Origin of the sequence: Chryseobacterium formosense (assembly GCF_900116415.1) — a bacterium.
In the GTDB taxonomy this organism is placed as follows: Bacteria; Bacteroidota; Bacteroidia; order Flavobacteriales; family Weeksellaceae; genus Chryseobacterium; species Chryseobacterium formosense.
In genome coordinates this window covers 485393-507011 of the sequence record NZ_FPAP01000002.1, presented here as the reverse complement: position 1 = coordinate 507011, position 21619 = coordinate 485393, and the positions used below count along the sequence as shown (strand labels likewise).

At 34.7% G+C, this 21619-nt stretch carries 18 protein-coding genes; 7 read left to right on the top strand and 11 right to left on the bottom strand.

What is annotated here, in order from left to right:
- Positions 1-218: 218 nt before the first annotated feature.
- From BM371_RS08565 to smpB, 3 genes are all read right to left on the bottom strand, one after another.
- A complete protein-coding gene (locus tag BM371_RS08565) occupies positions 219-959 on the bottom strand; it encodes a YebC/PmpR family DNA-binding transcriptional regulator (RefSeq protein ID WP_034678066.1) in 741 nt (246 codons plus the stop codon).
- Positions 960-1050: 91 nt separating this feature from the next.
- The gene (locus BM371_RS08560) at positions 1051-2523 is read right to left on the bottom strand and encodes an OmpA family protein (protein ID WP_034678065.1); all 1473 of its coding nucleotides are present in this window, start codon (positions 2521-2523) and stop codon (positions 1051-1053) included.
- A 77-nt stretch (positions 2524-2600) separates the two neighbouring features.
- A complete protein-coding gene (smpB, locus tag BM371_RS08555; RefSeq protein WP_034678064.1) occupies positions 2601-3059 on the bottom strand; it encodes an SsrA-binding protein SmpB in 459 nt (152 codons plus the stop codon).
- A 118-nt stretch (positions 3060-3177) separates the two neighbouring features.
- Here smpB and BM371_RS08550 point away from each other — a divergent pair, with 118 nt between their 5' ends.
- Positions 3178-4800, top strand: coding sequence for an ABC-F family ATP-binding cassette domain-containing protein (locus BM371_RS08550; RefSeq protein WP_034678062.1), 1623 nt, complete (start codon positions 3178-3180; stop codon positions 4798-4800).
- 82 nt (positions 4801-4882) lie between these two features.
- Here the strand turns inward: BM371_RS08550 and BM371_RS08545 are convergent, their stop codons facing one another.
- Entirely contained in the window at positions 4883-5695 is an 813-nt protein-coding gene (locus tag BM371_RS08545; protein ID WP_034678060.1) for a M48 family metalloprotease, read from the bottom strand.
- 192 nt (positions 5696-5887) lie between these two features.
- Here BM371_RS08545 and recJ point away from each other — a divergent pair, with 192 nt between their 5' ends.
- Genes recJ through BM371_RS08530 form a run of 3 tightly spaced genes read left to right on the top strand, consistent with a single transcriptional unit; the run spans position 5888 to position 8670 of the window.
- Positions 5888-7633 (top strand): single-stranded-DNA-specific exonuclease RecJ, encoded by a 1746-nt coding sequence (gene recJ / locus BM371_RS08540; RefSeq protein WP_051882917.1) that lies wholly within the window; start codon positions 5888-5890, stop codon positions 7631-7633.
- A gap of 54 nt (positions 7634-7687) precedes the next feature.
- Entirely contained in the window at positions 7688-8272 is a 585-nt protein-coding gene (gene nadD, locus BM371_RS08535) for a nicotinate (nicotinamide) nucleotide adenylyltransferase (RefSeq protein ID WP_034678304.1), read from the top strand.
- A gap of 59 nt (positions 8273-8331) precedes the next feature.
- Complete coding sequence (locus BM371_RS08530; protein WP_034678058.1) at positions 8332-8670, top strand: DUF3817 domain-containing protein; 339 nt, start codon at positions 8332-8334, stop codon at positions 8668-8670.
- A gap of 47 nt (positions 8671-8717) precedes the next feature.
- On the opposite strand, the gene BM371_RS08525 is transcribed toward BM371_RS08530, so the two are convergent.
- Positions 8718-9191: a hypothetical protein gene (locus BM371_RS08525; protein ID WP_034678057.1), complete on the bottom strand. Its 474-nt coding sequence runs from the start codon at positions 9189-9191 to the stop codon at positions 8718-8720.
- 241 nt (positions 9192-9432) lie between these two features.
- Here BM371_RS08525 and BM371_RS08520 point away from each other — a divergent pair, with 241 nt between their 5' ends.
- Together BM371_RS08520 and BM371_RS08515 are read left to right on the top strand one after the other, a co-directional pair.
- The gene (locus tag BM371_RS08520) at positions 9433-11718 is read left to right on the top strand and encodes an outer membrane beta-barrel family protein (RefSeq protein WP_034678055.1); all 2286 of its coding nucleotides are present in this window, start codon (positions 9433-9435) and stop codon (positions 11716-11718) included.
- 77 nt (positions 11719-11795) lie between these two features.
- Positions 11796-12659, top strand: a complete 864-nt coding sequence (locus tag BM371_RS08515) for an alpha/beta hydrolase (RefSeq protein WP_034678303.1) — start codon at positions 11796-11798, stop codon at positions 12657-12659.
- A 169-nt stretch (positions 12660-12828) separates the two neighbouring features.
- On the opposite strand, the gene BM371_RS08510 is transcribed toward BM371_RS08515, so the two are convergent.
- The 6 genes from BM371_RS08510 to eno form a co-directional block, all read right to left on the bottom strand.
- Positions 12829-14586: a discoidin domain-containing protein gene (locus BM371_RS08510; protein ID WP_117601834.1), complete on the bottom strand. Its 1758-nt coding sequence runs from the start codon at positions 14584-14586 to the stop codon at positions 12829-12831.
- A gap of 121 nt (positions 14587-14707) precedes the next feature.
- Positions 14708-15631, bottom strand: coding sequence for a citrulline utilization hydrolase CtlX (gene ctlX, locus BM371_RS08505; protein ID WP_034678053.1), 924 nt, complete (start codon positions 15629-15631; stop codon positions 14708-14710).
- A 10-nt stretch (positions 15632-15641) separates the two neighbouring features.
- Complete coding sequence (locus BM371_RS08500) at positions 15642-17006, bottom strand: hypothetical protein (protein ID WP_034678051.1); 1365 nt, start codon at positions 17004-17006, stop codon at positions 15642-15644.
- A gap of 15 nt (positions 17007-17021) precedes the next feature.
- The gene (locus BM371_RS08495; RefSeq protein ID WP_034678049.1) at positions 17022-17936 is read right to left on the bottom strand and encodes a dimethylarginine dimethylaminohydrolase family protein; all 915 of its coding nucleotides are present in this window, start codon (positions 17934-17936) and stop codon (positions 17022-17024) included.
- 423 nt (positions 17937-18359) lie between these two features.
- On the bottom strand, positions 18360-19646 hold the full coding sequence (locus tag BM371_RS08490) for a citrate synthase (RefSeq protein WP_034678046.1): 1287 nt from the start codon (positions 19644-19646) through the stop codon (positions 18360-18362).
- Positions 19647-19736: 90 nt separating this feature from the next.
- Complete coding sequence (gene eno / locus BM371_RS08485; protein ID WP_034678044.1) at positions 19737-21029, bottom strand: phosphopyruvate hydratase; 1293 nt, start codon at positions 21027-21029, stop codon at positions 19737-19739.
- A gap of 148 nt (positions 21030-21177) precedes the next feature.
- Between eno and BM371_RS08480 the strand changes: the two genes are divergently transcribed.
- The gene (locus BM371_RS08480) at positions 21178-21597 is read left to right on the top strand and encodes a hypothetical protein (protein WP_034678042.1); all 420 of its coding nucleotides are present in this window, start codon (positions 21178-21180) and stop codon (positions 21595-21597) included.
- Positions 21598-21619 lie beyond the last annotated feature (22 nt).

Here is a 21619-nt window from a genome sequence, read left to right as displayed (position 1 = left end):
CTATTTACCAAGGATGGCGATTTCACAATTGATTCTTTTGCAAAGAAACTAATTGAAAATTAACTGTATATGAATGCTATATTATTTTTGTTGCTGTACTGTTTAAAAAAGCCACGAATACACAAATTTAATATCATTACATCTTTGAGTAAGGGTTATGATATTAATTCGTGTATTCGTGGCGATAAATTTCTCTCTGCCACAAACAGAGTTATTTTTTAAAGAGACTCTAAAAGCTCGTCTGTAATTTCCATATTGTGATAAACGTTTTGAACGTCATCATCTTCTTCGAAACGGTCAAGCATTTTCATATTTGCTTTAAACTGCTCTACCGTAACCTCTTTCGTATTGTTTGGAATTCTTTGCAACTCTGCACTTTTTGCTTCAATTCCAAGCTCATCCAATTTATGAGATAAAGAACCGAAATCTTCAAATGCAGTCGTGATCATTACTTCTTCCTCATCTTTTTCAACATCTTCAGCTCCTCCGTCGATCATTTCCATTTCGAAATCATCCCATTCCATTTTGATCTGAGCCAAATCGATTGTGAAAATCCCCTTTCTGTCGAAGATGAAAGCTAGTTCACCATTTTTACCAAGGTTTCCATCAAATTTATTGAAAACTGCCCTTACATTAGCTACAGTTCTTGTCGTGTTGTTTGTTGTACACTCTATAAAAAATGCAACACCACCTTGACCGTATCCTTCATAAGTGATCTCTTCGTAGTTTTCAGCATCAGCACCACTTGCTTTTTTGATCGCTCTTTCTACATTATCTTTTGGCATATTTGCACCCTTCGCATTCTGGATGCATCTTCTTAATGCCGGATTCGATTCCGGATCGGCTCCACCTGCTTTTACAGCTAATGCAATATCTTTTCCTATTTTAGAAAAAGTTTTGGCCATTTTATCCCAACGAGCCATTTTAGAAGCTTTTCTATATTCAAACGCTCTTCCCATTTTAGATTTAAATTTCGACAAAAATACTCAAAATCAACAACAAAAAAAATACCCCCGGAAACCGGAGGTATTTATTATTTAGAAAAATTAATTATTTTCTTTTTTTAGCTGGAGCTTTTTTCTTAGCTGGAGCTTTTTTAGTTGGTAAGTCAGACTTCTTGTAAGTTTCCCACTCTGATCCAGAGATCGCTCTTACAACAACTTTTCTGTCTGCTTGTCTTTCAGCATCAGAAGCTGTTTCAGGAACTGTAGCTTCTTGCTCACCAATACCGATAGATTTCAATACTGATCCGCTAACACCTCTAGCTTCTAAAGCAGCAACTACTGCCGCAGCTCTTTGTCTAGATAAGTTCAAGTTATAAGCTTCGCTACCTTTCTTATCAGTCATACCGATGATTACGAAATTCTGAGCAGGAGCGTCTTTAATAATCTTAGCAGCAGTCTCTAATTTACCATTAGATTCTGGTTTGATTGTAGCTTTGTTGAAGTCAAACAATAGATCTTTGAATTCTCTTGTAATAACTACATCAATTGGTTCTACTGGTGCTGGAGGAGGACATCCGTTGTGTTCTGGAACACCAGGAACTGTAGGACATGCATCATCTTTATCTAAGATACCATCACCGTCTGTATCTGGCCAAGGACATCCGTTGTTTTCTGCAGGACCTGCAACTGATGGACAAGCGTCATCTTTGTCGATTACACCATCACCATCTGTATCTGGCCAAGGACATCCGTTGTTTTCAACCGGACCTGCAACTTCTGGACACTGATCGTCTTTATCTGGAACACCGTCACCATCTGTATCAGGACATCCCTGAAATTCTGGTAAACCTGGTGTATCTGGACATAAATCGTCTTTATCTAAGATACCATCCTTATCTCTGTCTCTGTTTCCGAATCTAAAGTTCAAAGAAGCAGAAGCTTGCCAGAAGTTAGCATAAGTAGCTTTATCACCTGGAGTTGAAACATAGTCTCCCTGAACACCTAAACCAAAGTTTTTAGTCAACCAGAAGTTAACACCAGCACCAGTTGAAACAGTGAAATGATTAGCTTTTCCTTGCTCATTTCCGTTTTCTCCGTTTCCATTATCAACTCCGTTAACATCAGTTCTTGGGAAAGAAAGAGATGTATAGTCATGTCTTAAATAGTTAGCACCTACTCTTAAATAAGGATCGAACCAAGATTCTTCATTCCAAAGTAGGCCTGCTGCTTTAGCCTGGAAACCAAGACCTGTCATCAACATGAATTCTTTACCCATATTGAATCTCTGGTTTTCAACATTACCTACAGTAGTTTGCCAGTCGATAACTAAACCTTTACCGATGTTTCTAGCAACTGTTAATTTAGATAATGGAGGTGTAATTGAGAAGTTGTCCATATTGAACATAGTCTTCGTCAAATTAGAAGCAGAGAAGGTATTGCTAAAATTACCCGCTTGTGCTTTATGGTTTTCCGCATGAGCACCAACTCCGATCATCCACGGATTGTTGGTCGTCTGTGCGAAAACAGTAGAGGCAACCGTAAGCGCCAATGCTGAAATTCCTAATTTTAGATTTTTCATAGAATTAAATGATTAAATAATTGATATTGCAAAATAAATATAATTTTTCTTTATAAACAAAGTTTTCAGGATGATTTTTAACTTTTCTTTAATATTCTATCGAGGTTTCGTTTATTTTCTCTATCTTTTATGGCCTCCCTTTTATCAAAGAGTTTTTTACCTCTTCCTAAAGCGATAATAATTTTAGCTTTGCCTCTTTCATTAATATAAAGTTTTAAAGGAATAATTGTATTTCCTGCATCCTTAAGCTTTTTTTCAAATTTTAACAATTCTCTTTTGTGCAAGAGCAACTTCCGTTCCCTTTTTGTTTTATGATTATAAAAAGTTCCCAATTTGTATTCATCAATCATCATATTAATGACGTATAATTCCCCTTCAATAAACTGGCAAAAAGACTCTGTGATCGATGCCTTAGACATACGAAGAGATTTGATTTCCGTACCTGTCAAAACCATTCCGGCTTCTATTTCTTCGAGAATTTCATATTCAAAGCGTGCTCTTTTATTTAATATTCTGACTGTTTTTTCAATCTTCATTATTCTTAAATTTTGTTATTAAAAATACAAAATTTGCTTTCATATAAAAACTTGAGTATTACAATATTATCATTTACCCAAATTCTTTTCGTATTTTTGCGCAAATTTACAAAACTATATGTTAACAGTATCTAACTTATCTTTACAATTCGGGAAAAGAGTTCTTTTTGACGAGGTAAACATTATGTTTACGAAAGGAAACTGCTACGGGATTATCGGAGCAAATGGTGCAGGAAAGTCTACATTCCTTAAAATATTAACAGGAAAACAAGACCCAACAACAGGACACGTATCTTTGGAACCTGGAAAAAGAATGTCAGTTCTTGAGCAGGATCACTTTGCTTATGACCAATATACTGTTCTTGAAGCGGTTTTGAGAGGTAATAAAAAATTATTCGAGATAAAAGAGGAGATGGACGCGCTGTATGCCAAGGAAGACTTCTCTGATGAAGACGGGATTAAAGCAGGTGAACTAGGTGTAATCTACGACGAAATGGGAGGATGGACCGCAGAATCTGATGCTCAAACCATGCTTTCAAACGTTGGTATTACAGATGATATGCACTGGCAAATGATGAGCGAGCTTGAAAACAAAGACAAGGTAAAAGTTCTTTTGGCTCAGGCGCTTTTCGGAAATCCTGATGTACTTATTCTGGATGAACCTACGAACGACCTTGATATTGACACTATTTCTTGGTTGGAAGATTTCTTGGCAGACTATGAAAACACGGTAATCGTTGTATCTCACGACCGTCACTTCTTAGATACAGTTTGTACGCACATCGGTGACTTGGATTATGCTAAATTAAATCTTTATACGGGTAACTACTCTTTCTGGTACCAAGCTTCTCAGTTAGCAACAAGACAAAGAGCTCAGGCTAATAAAAAAGCGGAAGAAAAGAAGAAAGAACTTCAGGACTTCATCGCTAGATTTAGCTCAAACGTTGCAAAAGCTAAACAGGCAACTGCAAGAAAGAAAATGATCGATAAATTGAACATCGATGATATTAAACCTTCTTCTAGAAGGTATCCGGCAATTATTTTCGAAATTGAAAGAGAGGTTGGAGATCAGATCTTAGATGTGAAAGGTCTTGAGAAAACAAAAGACGGAGAGTTATTATTTTCAAACATCGATTTAAATCTAAAAAAAGGTGATAAAGTTGCTGTAATTTCTAAAAACTCTTTGGCAATTACAGAATTTTTCGAAATCTTGGCCGGAAATACAGAAGCAGACAAAGGAACTGTTGCTTGGGGAGTTACTACAAACCAATCTCACATGCCTTTGGACAATACAAACTTCTTCCAGGAAGACTTAAGCTTGGTAGATTGGTTGAGACAATTCACGAAAAACGATGAAGAGCGTCACGAAGAATTCGTAAGAGGATTCTTAGGAAGAATGCTATTCTCCGGTGATGAAGCGTTGAAATCTTGTAAAGTACTTTCAGGAGGTGAAAAAATGAGATGTATGTTCAGCAGAATGATGCTTCAGAAAGCAAACGTTCTTTTATTAGACGAACCTACCAATCACTTAGACCTGGAAAGCATCACAACGCTGAACAACTCACTGTCGAACTTTAAAGGAAATCTTTTATTGGCTTCTCATGACCACGAAATGCTTTCAACAGTCTGTAACAGAATCATCGAGCTTACTCCAAACGGAATCATCGACAGAGAGATGACATACGATGAATATCTTGCTGATAAAAAAGTAAAAGAATTAAGAGAAAAAATGTACGCTTAATTTCAACAAACATTTAAACTTATTAAACAGAAACTCCTCAAAATTAATTTTGAGGAGTTTCTGTTTAATTATAAAAATTCTATTATTTCGTTAGCTTAGTCTTAGGCAAAGAAACTGTTCCGGGATCTTTCCAAAGACCATCTTTTTCAGCTCTTTTCTTAATCGCTTCAGCTCTTTTGTTGCTGTCCGGATGCGAATTAAACATTTTCTGGAATTTAGACTGTGTACTTCCTTCTGAAAGTAGTGCCAGTTTCTTAAATGCCGTATACGCCCCAACAACATTATAGTTATTAGATTTCATAAAATCATAAGAATAATCATCAGCTTGATTTTCCTGTTTTTTACTGTGTGAAGCATCCAGAAAAGCATTTGCCATTTTCCCTACCTGGCTTTCAGATAAATTGGCAACCGTAGACGAAGCAGATGAAGCAGCATCCAACGCAGCAGCTTTCAGATAAGCAGACTTTATGGCATCTTTTGTATCTTCATTTTTTACGTGACCGATTTCGTGCCCTATTACTGCAAGCAATTCGTCATCCGTCATGATATCCATCAATGAAGAAAAGACACGTACACTTCCATCTGCACAAGCAAAAGCATTGATGTCGGAAACTTTGTAAACTTTATAATTTAAGTTTAATCCGTCCTGAGATTTGTGTTTTGCAAAAAGCTTGTTTAGTCTTACCGTATAAGGATCTTTCGGACCAGCAACTGGATTATTCTTATCCATATAATCTACCGATTCTTTGGATAATTTTACAGCATCCGCATTAGAGAAAGTGAGTGCAGAAGCACCTTTAGAAACCACACCGGCAGCTTTTCCCAGATTAATCTTTTGAGCATTAACAGCCATTGAAGCACCAATGAAAAGTGCAGAAACCAGTATTTTTTTCATATTATATAATTTGTGGAACAAAGATAAACAATTCGGAAAAAAGACTTTTATCGGGATGTAGAATTTATTCTATAATTCATAAAGACTTTTATCATATCATCTAAAAATTAATTGTCTTCCTGCACAGATTGAAATATATTAAAGCATAAATTTCCAATAGCTTTTCAAATAAATTTTACCTATTTTTGTGACATGAGTCAAAAATGGATTTATAAACCCGAACCTGATGAAGAGATTGTTGATGGATTGAGTTCGTCGCTTGGTTTTGGAACTTTTGAGTCCAAATTATTGGTTCTAAGGGGAATCGACAATTACCAGAAGGCGAGAGAATTTTTCAAGCCCAACATGAATGATATTCACAGTCCTTTTCTGATGGCCGATATGCAAAAAGCCGTAGAGCGCATTGCCACTGCTATTGAAAACGGAGAGAAAATATTAATCTACGGAGATTATGATGTAGACGGCACTACCGCTGTCGCATTAATGTATCTTTATTTAAGAAAAATCGTTCATAAAAAATATCTAGATTTTTATATTCCCGACAGAAATTCCGAAGGTTACGGAATTTCAACGGAAGGAATAGATTTCGCCAAAGAAAATGGCTTTACACTCATCATTGCCTTAGACTGCGGTATCAAGGCTTTAGATATGATTAATTATGCCAAAAGCAAAGATATTGAATTCATTATCTGTGATCACCATTTACCAGGTGATGAAATTCCTGATGCAACCGCGGTTTTAGACCCTAAAAGAAGCGACTGCAGATATCCTTTCAAAGAACTTTCAGGTTGTGGTGTAGGTTTTAAACTTTGCCAGGGTCTGAACACCATTTATAAAATTCCTGAACAGGAGCTTTTTGAGCTAACTGATCTTTTAGCTATTTCAATTGCTGCCGATATTGTTTCAATGACCGGGGAAAACAGAGTTTTGGCTAAAATGGGCTTAAAAATGCTCAGAAAAACCCGAAATATGGGACTGAGACTTCTCATCCCGGAAGATAAACTTTCTCATTTTGAAATTTCGAATATTGTATTTGAAATTGCTCCGAAAATTAACGCTGCAGGAAGAATTTCGCATGGAAAAGCCGCTGTAGAATTAATGGTTTCAGACAACCTGAAACACGCTCACCAAATTGTAGACGACATCATGAATCTCAACGATGAACGTCGTGAACTGGACATGAACTCTACCCTTTCTGCGTTAAACCAGATTATTGAATCTCACCAGGAAACAAAGTTTTCTACGATTGTTTATCATCCTGAATGGAACAAAGGCGTCATTGGAATTGTTGCTTCCAGATTAATAGAAACACACTACAAACCAACTTTGGTTTTCACTGACGGAAACAACGGTGAAATGGTTGCTTCTGCAAGATCCGTTTCGGATTTTGATGTACATGAAGCGTTGGATCTGTGTTCTGAATATTTCCTGAAATTCGGAGGTCATCACGCTGCTGCAGGTCTTTCAATGGAAAAATCGAAATTTGAAGATTTTAAAATTAAGTTTGAAAAAATCGTTGCCGAGAAAATAAAAGACCATCAAAAAGAACCTTCAATTACGGTTGACTGCGATGTTGACATTGATGAAATCAACAGAGATTTTATTAATTTCCACAGGAAACTTGCTCCTTTCGGACCTCACAATATGAAGCCCAATCTGGTTTTAAAAAATCAGAAAATTTCCGGCTATCTAAAAACGATGGGAAAAGATAACAATCACCTGAAATTTTACATCAAACAGGAATCTACCGGAAGAAATATCGAGTGTGTCGGTTTTAAACTTGGCCAATACGCCGATGATTTCAGAACCAAAAGTTTCGATATCGCATTTACTCTCGAAGAAAATCATTGGAAAGGAAATGTAACGCATTGTTTGAATATCAAAGATGTGAAGTTTCATTCTGATGAAAGCGGGGTGTTGAAAGATGGAAGTTTTTAAACCCGTGCACTTTGTGAAAAATCTTAGTGAACATCGTGGTAAAAAATAATGAAAATGAAAAAAATCGGTTTATTCTTCGGATCATTTAATCCAATCCATATCGGACATTTGATATTGGCTAATTATATCCTGGAAAATTCGGATATGAATGAGCTTTGGTTCGTGGTAAGTCCTCAGAATCCATTTAAAGAAAAAAAATCATTATTAAATGATCACAATCGTCTCGACATGGTAGAATTGGCGCTCAAGAATTATCCGCAAATGCGTGCTTCCAATGTCGAATTTTCTCTTCCAACACCGAGCTATACAATTGATACTTTAACCTATCTTAAAGAGAAACATCCTGATTATTCTTTTAGTCTCATCATGGGTGAAGACAATCTGAAGAGTCTCCATAAATGGAAAAACTATGAAATTCTTCTGAAAAATCATCACATTATTGTTTATCCTAGAGTCTTTGAAGGTGAAAAGAAAGATTCGGATTATCTTCAGCATGAAAACATTTCATTAATCAAAGCACCTGTTATCGAACTATCGGCAACTGAAATCAGAAATATGATTATGCTGGGTAAAAATGTAAGACCAATGCTGCCTCCGGAAGTTTTCGAGTATCTGGACGGAAGTAGTTTTTACAAATAATAGTTGTTAGTTGTTAGTTGTTAGTTGTTAGTTGTTAGTCAAAATTAAGATTTAATGTAATGGAGTTTCTCGAAAATCTTTTCTCAAAATATTCTCAGGAAAAAATCATCAGATGGTTTAAGCAGATCTGTTTAGCGGAGGCAATTTCCTGGTTTTTCTTGTTTACAGCGATGATCTGGATCAGGGTTGAGCCTGAAAGCATTTTCGCCATTATTTATATCAGTACGATCGGAAGTATTCACGGATTATTTTTCACGTTATACCTTTTATTCGTGCCTTCTACTAGAAAAATTTATTCCTGGGACGACGAAGACAGCATTTTTGCTTTGATTGCTGCTTTTTTCCCTTTTGCCACTATTTGGATCGATAAAAAACTTGCTCGTTTCGACAGAGAATAAAAAAAGAGGCTTTCTTACGGCCTCTCTTTTGTTACGATTTACATCTATTAATTATCTCTAATAACATGTCCTGTCACACTTAATGTATGTGAACCTGCTGTATTGGTATAAGTTCCGTTTATTGTAAAATCAATGTATTGTCCTACCGCTCCATAATTGCTTATTTGCATTGTAAGATTATTTCCGTTAGCATTTATAAGTCCTCCCGAAGATTCCAAACTAAAATTAGAGGTATAAGTTCCAACTCCAGGCACGTTTTGAGAGTTCAGATAAAAACCTCCTGCCGCACTTTGTGAACTTACATAAAATCCTATCGTTGGAGCCGGAGTCTGTGAATTTCCACCAGCAATTATTGGAGAAACAAAATATTTAACAGCCTGTGTATCTGTTTGACTCGTAATAAATTCTGTCACAGCAGTGCAAATAGTAAGATTACCCAAACTTGTAGTAGGAGAAGTTGCCGTAAAATTAATATCTCCTGTTGTCTGAAGACTATTGAAATCTGTACCTACAAATTTCAATTGCTGAAGTAATTTTTTTTAATAATTTTTGTAACAAAATATCTGCTTTAGTTGTCTTATTGTATATAAACTTGGAAGTAGTAAAATTTTAAAAACATTTTTATTAACTGATAAACAATCAGTTATAATTTTAATAAAAACATTTTCACTACTTTGTATTGCAAGATACTTAATTTATTACATATCTTTGCAATGTAAATTAATAACAAATACAAGCATCTAAACTTAAAATATAACAATTATGAAAACTCAAATATTTATAGCAGCACTTTTCTTAAGCGGATTTACATTTGCACAAGAGAAAAAAAATGACTCGGTAAAGACCCAGAAAATTGAGGAAGTTGTAATGACGAAGCAGGTTTTCAAAAAACAGAGCGATCGTTTTGTTTATGATGTAGCTGCATCTCCTGTTACAAAAGGAAATACAACTTTTGATCTTTTAAGACAGACACCGCTTCTTTCAACTACGGATGACAAGACTCTTAAAATCGCAGGAAAAAACAATGCTCTGATCTACATAAACGGCAGAAAATCTAATATGGATGCTGAATCTCTTGCTCAGTTTCTAAAAAACACTCCTGCCGAAAACATTCAGAAAATTGAAGTAATCACTGTTCCCGGAAGTGAGTTTCAGGTGGAAGCTTCAGACGGAATCATCAATATTGTTCTGAAAAAGAAAATGAGTGACGGTTTGAACGGAAATATGAGAATGTCTAATTCTCAGAATAAATACAATGGTAGCTCTGCAAGTTTTTCTGCAAACTATAGAAAAGACAAGCTGGGAATAAGTGCAAATCTTTACGGTGGCGATAATATTCAGGCGCAACATTATGTTTTGAGAAACGGTAATGATTTATCTTCCAACGAATCTACGGGGAATATTGATGATCCAAACCAATACATCGGGGGTTATCTGAATTTTGATTATCAATTAACCGAAAAAAGCAATTTAGCACTATCCTGGAACTCGAATGCCAACAAAAGCTATAATTCTACGGTTAATTTATTCAATACCATTAAATCTTTTGACACAGAATCACAGTCTTATATAACCAATTATACCAACTCAAGAAATAGAGAAGATGCTCGTTCGTATAATAATTCTGTTAATTTAAATTACGAATTGAAAACCGATTCTCTGGGAAGTAAATTGAATGTAAATGCGGCTTATCTTAATTACAGGAGATTTCAGTTTACAGACAATAAAACTTATTTCGCAGATGCTATGGGAAATGATAAAAATTTGAGTCAAACCATTTATCAAAATCTTCCACAAATCATCAATAACTTTTCGGGTACTGTAGATTATATTCAGAAGTTTAAAAATGACTTTACCGTTTCAATCGGAGGAAACTTTAATAAAACTAAAACCGATAACGATACCCAAAACGACACTTTCATAGAAGGAGAACCTACTGAGTCTGCACCAAACCATTTCATCTATGATGAAAACATTTATGGTATGTATCTTACATTAGAGAAGAAGTTTTCGGATAAATTTTCCGGGAAAATCGGAACAAGATATGAGATTACAAACAGCTTGGGAACATCTGACAATGCAGCTGAGGAATATAGAAGAATCGAAAGAAATTACAACAATGTGCTTCCTTATTTAAGTTTAAATTATGCAATTAACGATAAAAATAATATTTCGTACGCATTTTCCAGCAGAATGAGAAGACCAAGCTTCTGGGAACTGAATCCGGTGAGAAATATTCTTACTGAAGACAATTATACCCAAAATAATCCTTTTGTAAAAGCATCTTCAACCTATAATCAGGAATTGACTTATATGTTTAAAAATTCTTATTTCCTGATTGTAAATCATTCATTATTCAAAGATGTTATTACGCAGGTTCCACTTCAAAGAGACATTTTAAAAGACAGAAGAGATGCGAACGGAAATCCTGTTATTGATCCTATAACCAATCTTCCGATAAAAGATTCTTATAAACAACTACGATACATCCGTACGAATTTTGGTGACAAACAGGAAATGTCTGTAATGTTGGGAATGCAGAAAACATTCTTTAATCAATATTTAACTACAAATTTTAATATCGGAGTTCAGAGAAATGTAAATAATGGTAGCTTAAGCGTTGACCCTACTTCCGGAGATGTTTTCCCTTTGTATGAAAACAAAATAAGTTCTACAAGTATCCTTATTCAAACCAACAACACGATCCGTTTAGACAAAAAGAAAACCTGGTTTTTAGGTGTAAATTATTTCTTTGTCGACAAGCAGCAAATCGAATTGGGAATGCTTAAAAACCTGATGAGTTTAGATTTAAGCATCAAGAAAAACTGGAACGACTGGACATTTGCTTTAAACTTAAATGATGTTTTAAGAACAAACATTGTGGAAATTGAAGATTACCAAGCCAACGGAAATTACAACTATGTAAGAAACGACCAGTTCAGAAGAGGCGGAACTTTCAGCATTACGTACAACTTCGGAAACCAAAAAGTGAAGAAAGTAAGAAACATTGAGGGCGCTTCAGACGACATCAAAAGCAGAACGAGATAACATTCATCATTTTCATATATATATTTATTTTGTACAAAACCCGCTGAGAGATTGCGGGTTTTATTATTTTTATGGTTATGAAAAAATATGTGTTTCTTTTATTTATACTGACAATATTTTTAAGTTGTAATGATAAGAATATTACATTTAAAGACGGAGTTTCTTTTAAAATTGAAGAAAACATATCTTATGGTGAAAATACTTCACAAAAGCTTGATTTTTACTTACCCCAAAACAAGGATTCAATAAAAGGTATTTTTGTACTCATTCACGGAGGTGGTTGGAAAGCCGGAGATAAATCTAATCTCACCTATTTTACACTTTCATTGATGGAAAAATTTCCCGACTATGCTTTTGCAAATATTAATTACAGATTGGCAGATGATCATTCTTTCATTCTTCCGACACAAACAGATGATATCGACAATGCTTTAGAATTATTAGCCAAAAAATCTGAAGAATTAAAGCTAAACCCAAAATTTATTTTGATAGGCAACAGCGCAGGTGCACATTTATCAATGCTATATGCTTATAATAGAATTTTTGAAAGCAAGCATAGAACCAATGTAAAAGCGGTAGTAAACATTGTAGGCCCTGCAGATTTAACTCATCCTGATTTCCGAAATTATTCTGACTATTCTTTTGTTGAAAAAAAGATGATAGATGCAACACAACCTACACCTACCGATATTACAAACATAGATATTCCCAATCCTGTTTTTTGGATTAATGAAAACACTCCCGCAACAATTTCATTTTATGGAAACAACGATCAGGTCATCCCTTTATCACAAAAGAAAATTTTAGATTCTGTTTTAAATAAGAATAAAGTTGTCAACCAGTCATTTGAGTTTCCCGGAGGTCATCTTGACTGGGATAACGAGAAAAATGCTCCTATCATAATTAACAGAATTGATGAATTTCTAAAACATACCAAATAAAAAAACGCCTTGGAGGTTCCCAAAGCGTTGTAGAATTAATCATTAAGATTTATTATGGTATTTAGATAAATTAAGAATTTGCAAGCAAATTTAAGCAATGTGCTTAAGAAATTTTATATTCACCTTAATCTCCCTTAACTCCTTAATAAATCTTAATGGTTCAAATTAATTATTCAGACTTCACGACTTCTGTTCTTTCTGAAATTCCGTTGGCATTGAACGCTTCAATCTGGAAATAATAAGAATCTACTCTATCTGCTCCCGTAAAGAAATATTCGTTTTTTCCGTAAACCATAATGCTTCCATATAATTTATCAGGAGATTTCCCCCAATAAATCACATATCCGTCTGCTTCAGAATTCTGTTGCCATTTCATCCAAATGCTTCTTCTTTCACCATACTTTTTAGCATCAGCTCTTAACGGAACAAATCCCTGTACTTTTCCGGGTTTTATTCCCGCCCCTTTTCCAAAAACCCTAAAACCACTTAATGCAAATTTTCCTGTCGGCATTTTGAGGTTTTCCATTTTTAAATATCTTGCTTCAGCAGGTTTTTCTAATTCTATATAGTCGTGAGGTACGTCTTTGGTATTTTTGCTTTTGTCGACAATGACCTTCCATTTTTTGCCGTCATTTGAACCATAGATTTTATACTGATGCATTTTCCCTTCTGTTTTTCCCATAAACTCAGCATCCTGATCTGCATAATTAATCTGAATGGCATTAATGGTAGAAACTTCACCCAAATCAGTCTGAAACCATTCTCCGGAATTCCCTGATTTGGCACTCCAATATGTTTTAATATCCTCGTCTACTGCAAAATTGGAATGATACCCTCCTAAAGTTGATGAAACCTGAACCGGTTTATTATAATTCAGCAACATCCAGCCCGTGAAAAGCCCTTTTGAAAAATCTTTCCCTTGAGCAAACTGAGGTAGTAAAGTTGGATAATCTCCGTAAGCGGTGTTGGTGTACATCACATCGTCTTTATCGAAACCTGCAGGCCAGATTCCCAAACGTCTTTCGAAATTATTTTTAGTGGAAATAAAAATGGTTGAAACGTGCCACCAGTTTTTAAAATTATCTTCAAATGTTGCCCCGTGCCCCGCTCCTCTTGCAAAACCTCCCGGTTTATAGGAAAACGGATTGTGCTGTTGGTATTCGTAGCCTTCCAAAGGATTTTTTGATACATAAACACCATCAGAATATCCGCTGAACTCTGTTGCAGGAGCTCCGTATTGCATATAGTATTTGTCTTTGTACTTCGTTACCCAAGCTCCTTCTACAAAAGGCTGCAGAAAAACGTTGTCATTATACTCACCGAATCTTTCCCAGCCATGATCTTCAGGTTTTAGTCTTAAAATAGGTTTTACAAAACCTTCAGATTGTAGATTTTTTACTTTAACCTCTGTTCCCAAAAGCGGCCATTCATTACTTGATCCCCAATATAAGAAGAGTTTGTTCTTATCTTCGTCATAATGAAAAGCAGGATCCCAAGCTCCGACTTTTAATGTATCGACAGCAATTTTCCAGTCATCTTTTGTAGGGTTCGTAGATTTCCAGATCGGAAAATCCTGTTCCCAGGTTGAGCCATAAACGTATAAAGTATCTTTCATTGCCCAAACTGCGGGGGCGTTCAAGTCGTGGGTATATTTATTATCTCGAAGGAATTTTCTTTTCACAAAAGTCCAGTCGAGCATATTATCACTGTGCCAATATCCTTCCTGGTTGGTCGAAAAAAGAAAAAGTTTTTTCTTGAAATTTACAATCACTGGATCCGCCGTTGCACGGTGTTTTCCCTGCTTCGAAAAAACTTCAAAAGGGGTATAACCGTAATCGATATTGATTGGATTGCAATAGGTTTTTTGCTGAGAAAAAGAGAATGCTGAAATCAAAATTCCCAGACTTATAGATAACTTTTTTATCATAACAACATTTTTCACTTGTACAAAGTTAGTCGAATTTTTGGAAGGTTGTTTGATAATGAATCAATAAAAAACTCCTATCAAAGTTTTGATAAGAGCTCTGTTATTTTTAAAATTTATTATATTATTTCTTAGGTAAGAAAACTTCCGCCAACATACAACGTGCACTTCCGCCTCCGTTTACCTCAATTGTATTTAAATCTGAATAAATAATCTCACAATATTTTTTAATATTAGAAACCTGATCCTGATTTAATGATTGATAAGCAGTCTGGCTCATGACCAAAAACTTTTCGCCTTCTTGATTTTGAACCTGAAGCATATTTCCTGCAAACTGCTGCATCTGCTCTTCAGAGATTTCGATGATTTCTTTTCCTGAATTTTTTATTGTTTCGGTTACTTTGCTTCTTTCCAATTCATTATCGATGCAATCAAGGCAAATGACCACAAATTTATCGGCAACACACATCATCACATTGGTGTGGTAAATCGGAAGTCTTTCTTCTCCTACCGTCTGAAAAGAGTGGAAAACAACCGGGGTAAATCCGTATTTAGAACAAAACTCTCTGAAAAGATTTTCATCTAATCTTAAAGAAACCGAACCGTAAGCAATTTTATTGTCGTGGTCAAAAATCATACTTCCTGTTCCTTCAAGAAAATGTCCCTGAATTTCCGGTAACGACCAATCATCAATTTCAGCAACCTCAAAACCCTGATTTTTTATTGTCTCAATAATATCTTCTCTTCGCTCCACTCTTCTGTTGGAAGCAAACATCGGATATAGAACTACTTTTCCATCCTTATGAAAGCTTACCCAGTTATTTGGGAAAATAGAATCCGGAGTATGGGGATCGATGGTATCTTTTATGGTAATGACATTAATTCCTTTACTTTTCAGTTTCTCAACAAAGATTTTGAATTCCGCCAAAGCTTTTGACTGAATATCCGCACCTTTTTGTTCTACCTGAAAATAATTGTTTTCTGCCGTTTCTGCATTGTAACCGAATGCGATTGGCTCTATCATTAATACTGTATCTGTTGTTTGCATTTTGTTTTGTTTAATATTCTTCTTTTATTAAAAACGTGTGAATTGGGAAAGATAGAAGTTCAGGATTCTGTGAAAGATTAATTCTATATTTTTTTCCTGAATTCGTTTCAGCTTCTACTTCCAAATCTTTAAAATATTTTAAGTTTCTTCCGTTTCTTGTCATTGACTTGGATGTTCTTACAAGTTCATTTTTCACATCTGTTGATGCGGAATAATCACCTATAATTTTGGCAACCCCATTCATATTAAAATCTAACTGCCCATAGATCATTTCTTCATCTTCTTCTATACTATATGTATCAAAATTATCTGTAAAGTTTTTCGCCCATTTTATACTAAATAATATCGATGAAGAATAGCTTTGTAAATAATTAAATGAAGAATTTCTCTTGACAGAGTAAGTATTGCCACAAGTCCTTACTCTATTCATATTTTTTCTATAAACCAAAGTTCCATCTTTCAGTTTATAAGTATCTTTATTGGGAAACTTTCGGCTCAGCCGTTTTCCTTTTCCGTCATATTTTATTTCTTCCCACAAAACCCATTCATTAAAGGAGTTTTGATAATTTTTATAAATAATTTTTTCTTTTACATTCTCGTTTTCATCGTAGAAAATCTCTCTGAAAGGAACAGAAGCATATTCTAATTTTTCACTGATCATCTTTCCCAATTTTTTTTGAATGGTTAAGGCAGAATCATTTTCGATTTTTATATTTTGATGGTCGGGATAATTTTCAAAATGATACTTCGTTACTTTATAATCTTTCTGTAAAATGGAATCTATGATATAATAATCAGCAAATACTTCTTTTTTTACTTCAGTTTGATTAAAATATTTCTTGTTCCAAATTTTCCCATTTTGATATGTTCCTTTGTAACCTAAATCAAAATTTTCTTTATTAAAGAAATATTTTATTCTGAAAACATTTAAAGAATCATTCTTATTCTTATCAAAACTATAAGTTTCTTTCTCTTCATAAGAGAGGTTATTGAAGATAATTTTTGACCACTGACTGTAAAACTCTATTCCGTTTTCATCAACTGACCTTGAAATTCCATTGATAAAATTATCTTGAAAGTTTAATCTAAATTTTTGCTTCTGTTTATTTCGAAAAGAATTTATAGAAAACAATCGATTTTGATTATCAAATATAAAATAAACTTCATTTAAAGAGTCTTTTGCAACAATCGAATTATCCGAGATCACTTCAACAGTTCGTAAAACTTCATCTCCTTTTTTAAGCTTTAAGATTTTAATCTTATTTTCTTTTAAACTTCTAATATCTCCATATAAAACTTCAGCCCAGTTCAGTTTTTGCTGGGAATAAGTTTTAATTATAGATAACAGAAGAAAAAATAAAACTAATTTTCTCAATAGGTTTTAAAATTTTTAATCTCTAATCAAAGGCATTGTAGAACAACGTAAAAGCCCACCCATTTTAGAAATCTCTCTATATGGAATTTCTTCAACAGTCATTCCCCATTCGTTTCTTAGATGATTATTCATTCTTGTGAAGGTTTTATCAGACACCACCACTTCCGGAGAAATCGAGAAAATATTCGGAACCATTTCAAACATTTCTTCAGCAGTAACGTGGAAACAGTTTTCTTCTCCAAAAATATCGATGATTAAATTATAATCACTTTCATCCACAAAACCATCTTTATAAATGATGCATTTATCTTTTCCAATCGGATTGAATGTACAGTCTAAATGTAAAATCCCTTCGTAAGGAATCTTATCATTTTTCTTTAGTTCTAAATCGATAATTCTCTTTTTCGGAAAATATTCTTTCAGAATTTCGATCGCATATTCGTTGGTTCTTGCCGTTTTATAGTTTCTGTAATCTTCGCTGAAACAAGTTCCGATGAACAGGAAATCATTCCAGACGATAACGTCACCACCTTCAATATGTGCAGTTTCGGGAAGGTTGATAATTTTTCTCCACGCAACTTCTTCGAAAACTTCTTTGTAAGCTTCTTGTTCGTCTGCTCTGTCTGCAATCACATTAGAAATAATCATTTTATCGTCAATCACAAAAGCGACATCCCTTGCAAAAACCTGATTGTAATCCTGAATAATATCCGGACGGAAAACCTGAACATCATATTTTTTTAAAACGGCTTCAAAAGCATTCATTTCGTTGATAATATCCTCTTCTTTAGGATACATATTGTGCTCTATCGTGTAATATGACTTTGCATCATAACTTTCTTCTAGTGTAGGAACTGCTCCCATAGAATTGGGCTGTCCGAGAACCACCGATCTTAGCCTTCCTGTTTCGTTTTTAATATTTAATTTCATATATAATGAGAATTAAGCAAATATAATCAAACGATAGTGAAGAGAAAAGCTTTTTATTTAGCCTAAATTAAGGAGTTTTTAAATAGTTTTGAAAATTAAAGAATCTTCACTAATTTCATCTGATGATCTATAAAATTTCAGATAGAATTAATGATAATACTAACAATTGTAAGGACAAAATCTTTATTAAATTTCTAAATATTTTTAATTTGGATAATTGATACAATGTTCAACTTCAGGCAATGGTAAGCAAAGAATTTTGGATCTTCAATTTTTTAAGTTAAACAAGGGCTTAAACTTAAAGAAATACAATATATTTTAAATTGTGTCAGATTTGACAATCTTACTTTTATTACACTTTAACAACAAACAAAAAAATCCCAAAGCAAAAACTTTGGGACTTCGATTTTATAAAAAACAGTATTATCTGTTTGAGATATCGATATAATCTCTTTTTTGAGCGCCTTGGTAAACCTGTCTTGGTCTTCCGATTGGGTCCCCTTTCAATCTCATTTCTTTCCACTGAGCAATCCAGCCCGGAAGTCTTCCCAATGCGAACATTACGGTAAACATTTCTGTAGGAATTCCTAATGCTCTGTAGATGATTCCAGAATAGAAATCTACGTTTGGATATAATTTTCTTTCGATGAAGTATTCGTCTTCAAGAGCTACTTTTTCTAATTGCATTGCAATATCTAAAGCTTTGTCTTCAATTCCTAAAGCAGCCAATAAATCGTCAGCAGCTTTCTTGATGATTTTTGCTCTTGGATCGAAGTTTTTGTAAACTCTGTGACCAAAGCCCATCAAACGGAAGCTATCGTTTTTGTCTTTAGCTTTAGCAACCCATTTGTTTACGTCTCCACCGTCTTTTTCGATCAATTCAAGCATTTCGATCACTGCCTGGTTTGCACCACCGTGAAGTGGGCCCCAAAGTGCAGAAATACCCGCAGAAACAGATGCAAAAAGACCTGTATGAGCAGAGCCTACCATTCTTACTGTAGATGTAGAACAGTTTTGCTCATGGTCTGCGTGAAGAATTAATAATTTATCTAAAGCTTCAGTTACCACAGGGTTGATTTCAAACTCTTCGTTTGGTAATCTGAAAGCCATTTTATAGAAGTTTTCTACATAATTTAAGCTGTTGTCACCGTGGTTAAGCGGTAAACCTAAAGTTTTTCTGTACGTCCAAGCTGCAAGGTGAGCAAATTTAGCAATCAACAATTCTGCAGCAAGATCCATTTCTTCTTTAGAATTTACGTTAACAGCCTTTGGATTGAAAGCCGTTAAAGCGGAAGTTAAAGTCGATAAAACTCCCATTGGGTGAGCAGAACGAGGGAAAGCATCGATGATTTTTTTCATCTCCTCTGCTACGAAATTATATTTTTTGATATTACCGTTAAAGGTATTGAATTGTTCTGTAGTTGGTAATTCACCATGTAACAACAGGTACATTACTTCTGTGAAGTTAGATTTTTCAGCAATCTGCTCGATAGGGTATCCTCTGTAGAATAATTCTCCCTGATCCCCATCTAAATAAGTGATGTCGCTAAGTGTAGCTCCGGTATTTTTGTAACCTAAATCTAACGTGATTAAACCTGTTTGGTCTCTTAATTTTGAAATATCGATCCCTCTGTCTCCGATAGTGCTATCCAAGATTGGATATTCATACGAATTACCTGCGTAATTCAATATTACTTTGTTGTCTGACATTATTTATTTATTTTGTTTCTAAATATACTACTAATTATAAAATACGGCAAACTAAAATTATCGCTTGCCGTTATTTATAAATTCGATTAATTATCTTTTGATTTTAAAAGCATCCAACCCCGGGAAAACCGCAGTTTCACCTAAAGCTTCTTCGATTCTCAACAATTGGTTGTATTTTGCCATTCTGTCTGATCTTGAAGCAGATCCTGTTTTGATCTGACCGCAGTTCATTGCAACTGCTAAGTCAGCGATTGTAGAATCTTCAGTTTCTCCCGATCTGTGAGACATTACTGAAGTGAACTTGTTGTGCTGAGCCATTTGTACCGCTGCCATTGTTTCAGAAAGAGAACCAATTTGATTCACTTTAACCAAAATTGAATTGGCGATTCCTTCTTTTACTCCTCTTGACAATCTTTCAACATTTGTTACGAATAAATCGTCACCTACCAACTGTACTCTGTCACCGATTTTATCTGTTAACATTTTCCAACCTTCCCAGTCATTCTCCTGCATACCGTCTTCAATAGAGATGATTGGGTATTTATTTGCCAATTCAGCCAAGTAAGAAACCTGCTCACTGCTTGAGAACTGAGGTGCATCAGCAGTCTGGAATTTTCTGTAATCATAAATTCCATCCTTATAAAATTCTGAAGCAGCACAGTCTAATGCGATCATTACATCATCACCCGGCTTGTAACCCGCTTTTTCGATAGCCTGAAGCAAAGTATCCAAAGCATCTTCAGTTCCTTTGAAAGTTGGTGCAAAACCTCCTTCGTCACCCACCGCAGTAGAAAGACCTCTTGAATGAAGAATAGATTTAAGGTTGTGGAAAATTTCAGTTCCTTTTCTCAAAGCGTGAGAGAAAGAATCTGCTTTTACCGGCATTACCATAAATTCCTGGAAAGCAATCGGCGCATCTGAGTGAGAACCACCATTGATTACGTTCATCATCGGAACAGGAAGTGTATTTGCATTTACACCACCCACATATTTGTATAAAGGTAATTTTAATTCTGTTGCTGCAGCTTTTGCAGCAGCCAAAGAAACTCCCAAAATAGCATTAGCTCCCAAATTCCCTTTGTTGTTTGATCCGTCTAAATCAATCATGATCTGATCGATCAAATTCTGATCAAAAACAGGAAGACCCACCAATTCCGGTGCAATTACTTCTCTTACATTTTCTACAGCCTTAGAAACACCTTTCCCCATCCATTCTGAACCACCATCACGCAATTCAACTGCTTCATGCTCTCCTGTAGACGCACCGGAAGGAACTGCTGCACGACCCATCGCACCGCTTTCCGTAAATACATCAACTTCAACTGTAGGATTTCCTCTTGAATCCAAAATTTGTCTCGCTTCTATGTAAGAAATGTAACTCATTTTTGTTTATTTTATAGTTTAGACAAATTTAGTCAAAATTTAACTTTTTTCAATAAAATACGCATTTAGATTGTTGAAATATGAGTTAAATTTTAGTTAATTTTACGAGTATTAATATTCATTTAAAACAATAAAAATCTAAAATAATATGATTAAAAAAATTATCGCATTATGCATGCTTTCGTCTTTGGTTATTGCCTGCAAAAAAGAAGGCAACAAAGGGGTGGTGAAATCTGATTCTGCGAATACAGAAATTCTTGCCGACAACGGAACTGTTGATTCTACTATTGCCTACAACGTGAGTGTAAACGGTACAAAAACAGTGAAGACAGACTTCGTATATCAGGCGATAGACGGAAGCCCGGTAAAAGTCGTTTTTAATTATGATCCTAATAACAGAACGGTTTCTATAAGAAATAACAATAAAACTTTTGTGCTTGACAAGACAGAAGCAAAGCCTAATCAAACTACGTACGAAAAAGAAGACATGAAAGCGGTTGTAAAAGGTGACAGCTTAATTTTACATCAGGGTGAAAACATCATTGAACTTGTAAAGACTAAAATTTAATATAAATATTTTAAATTTTAAG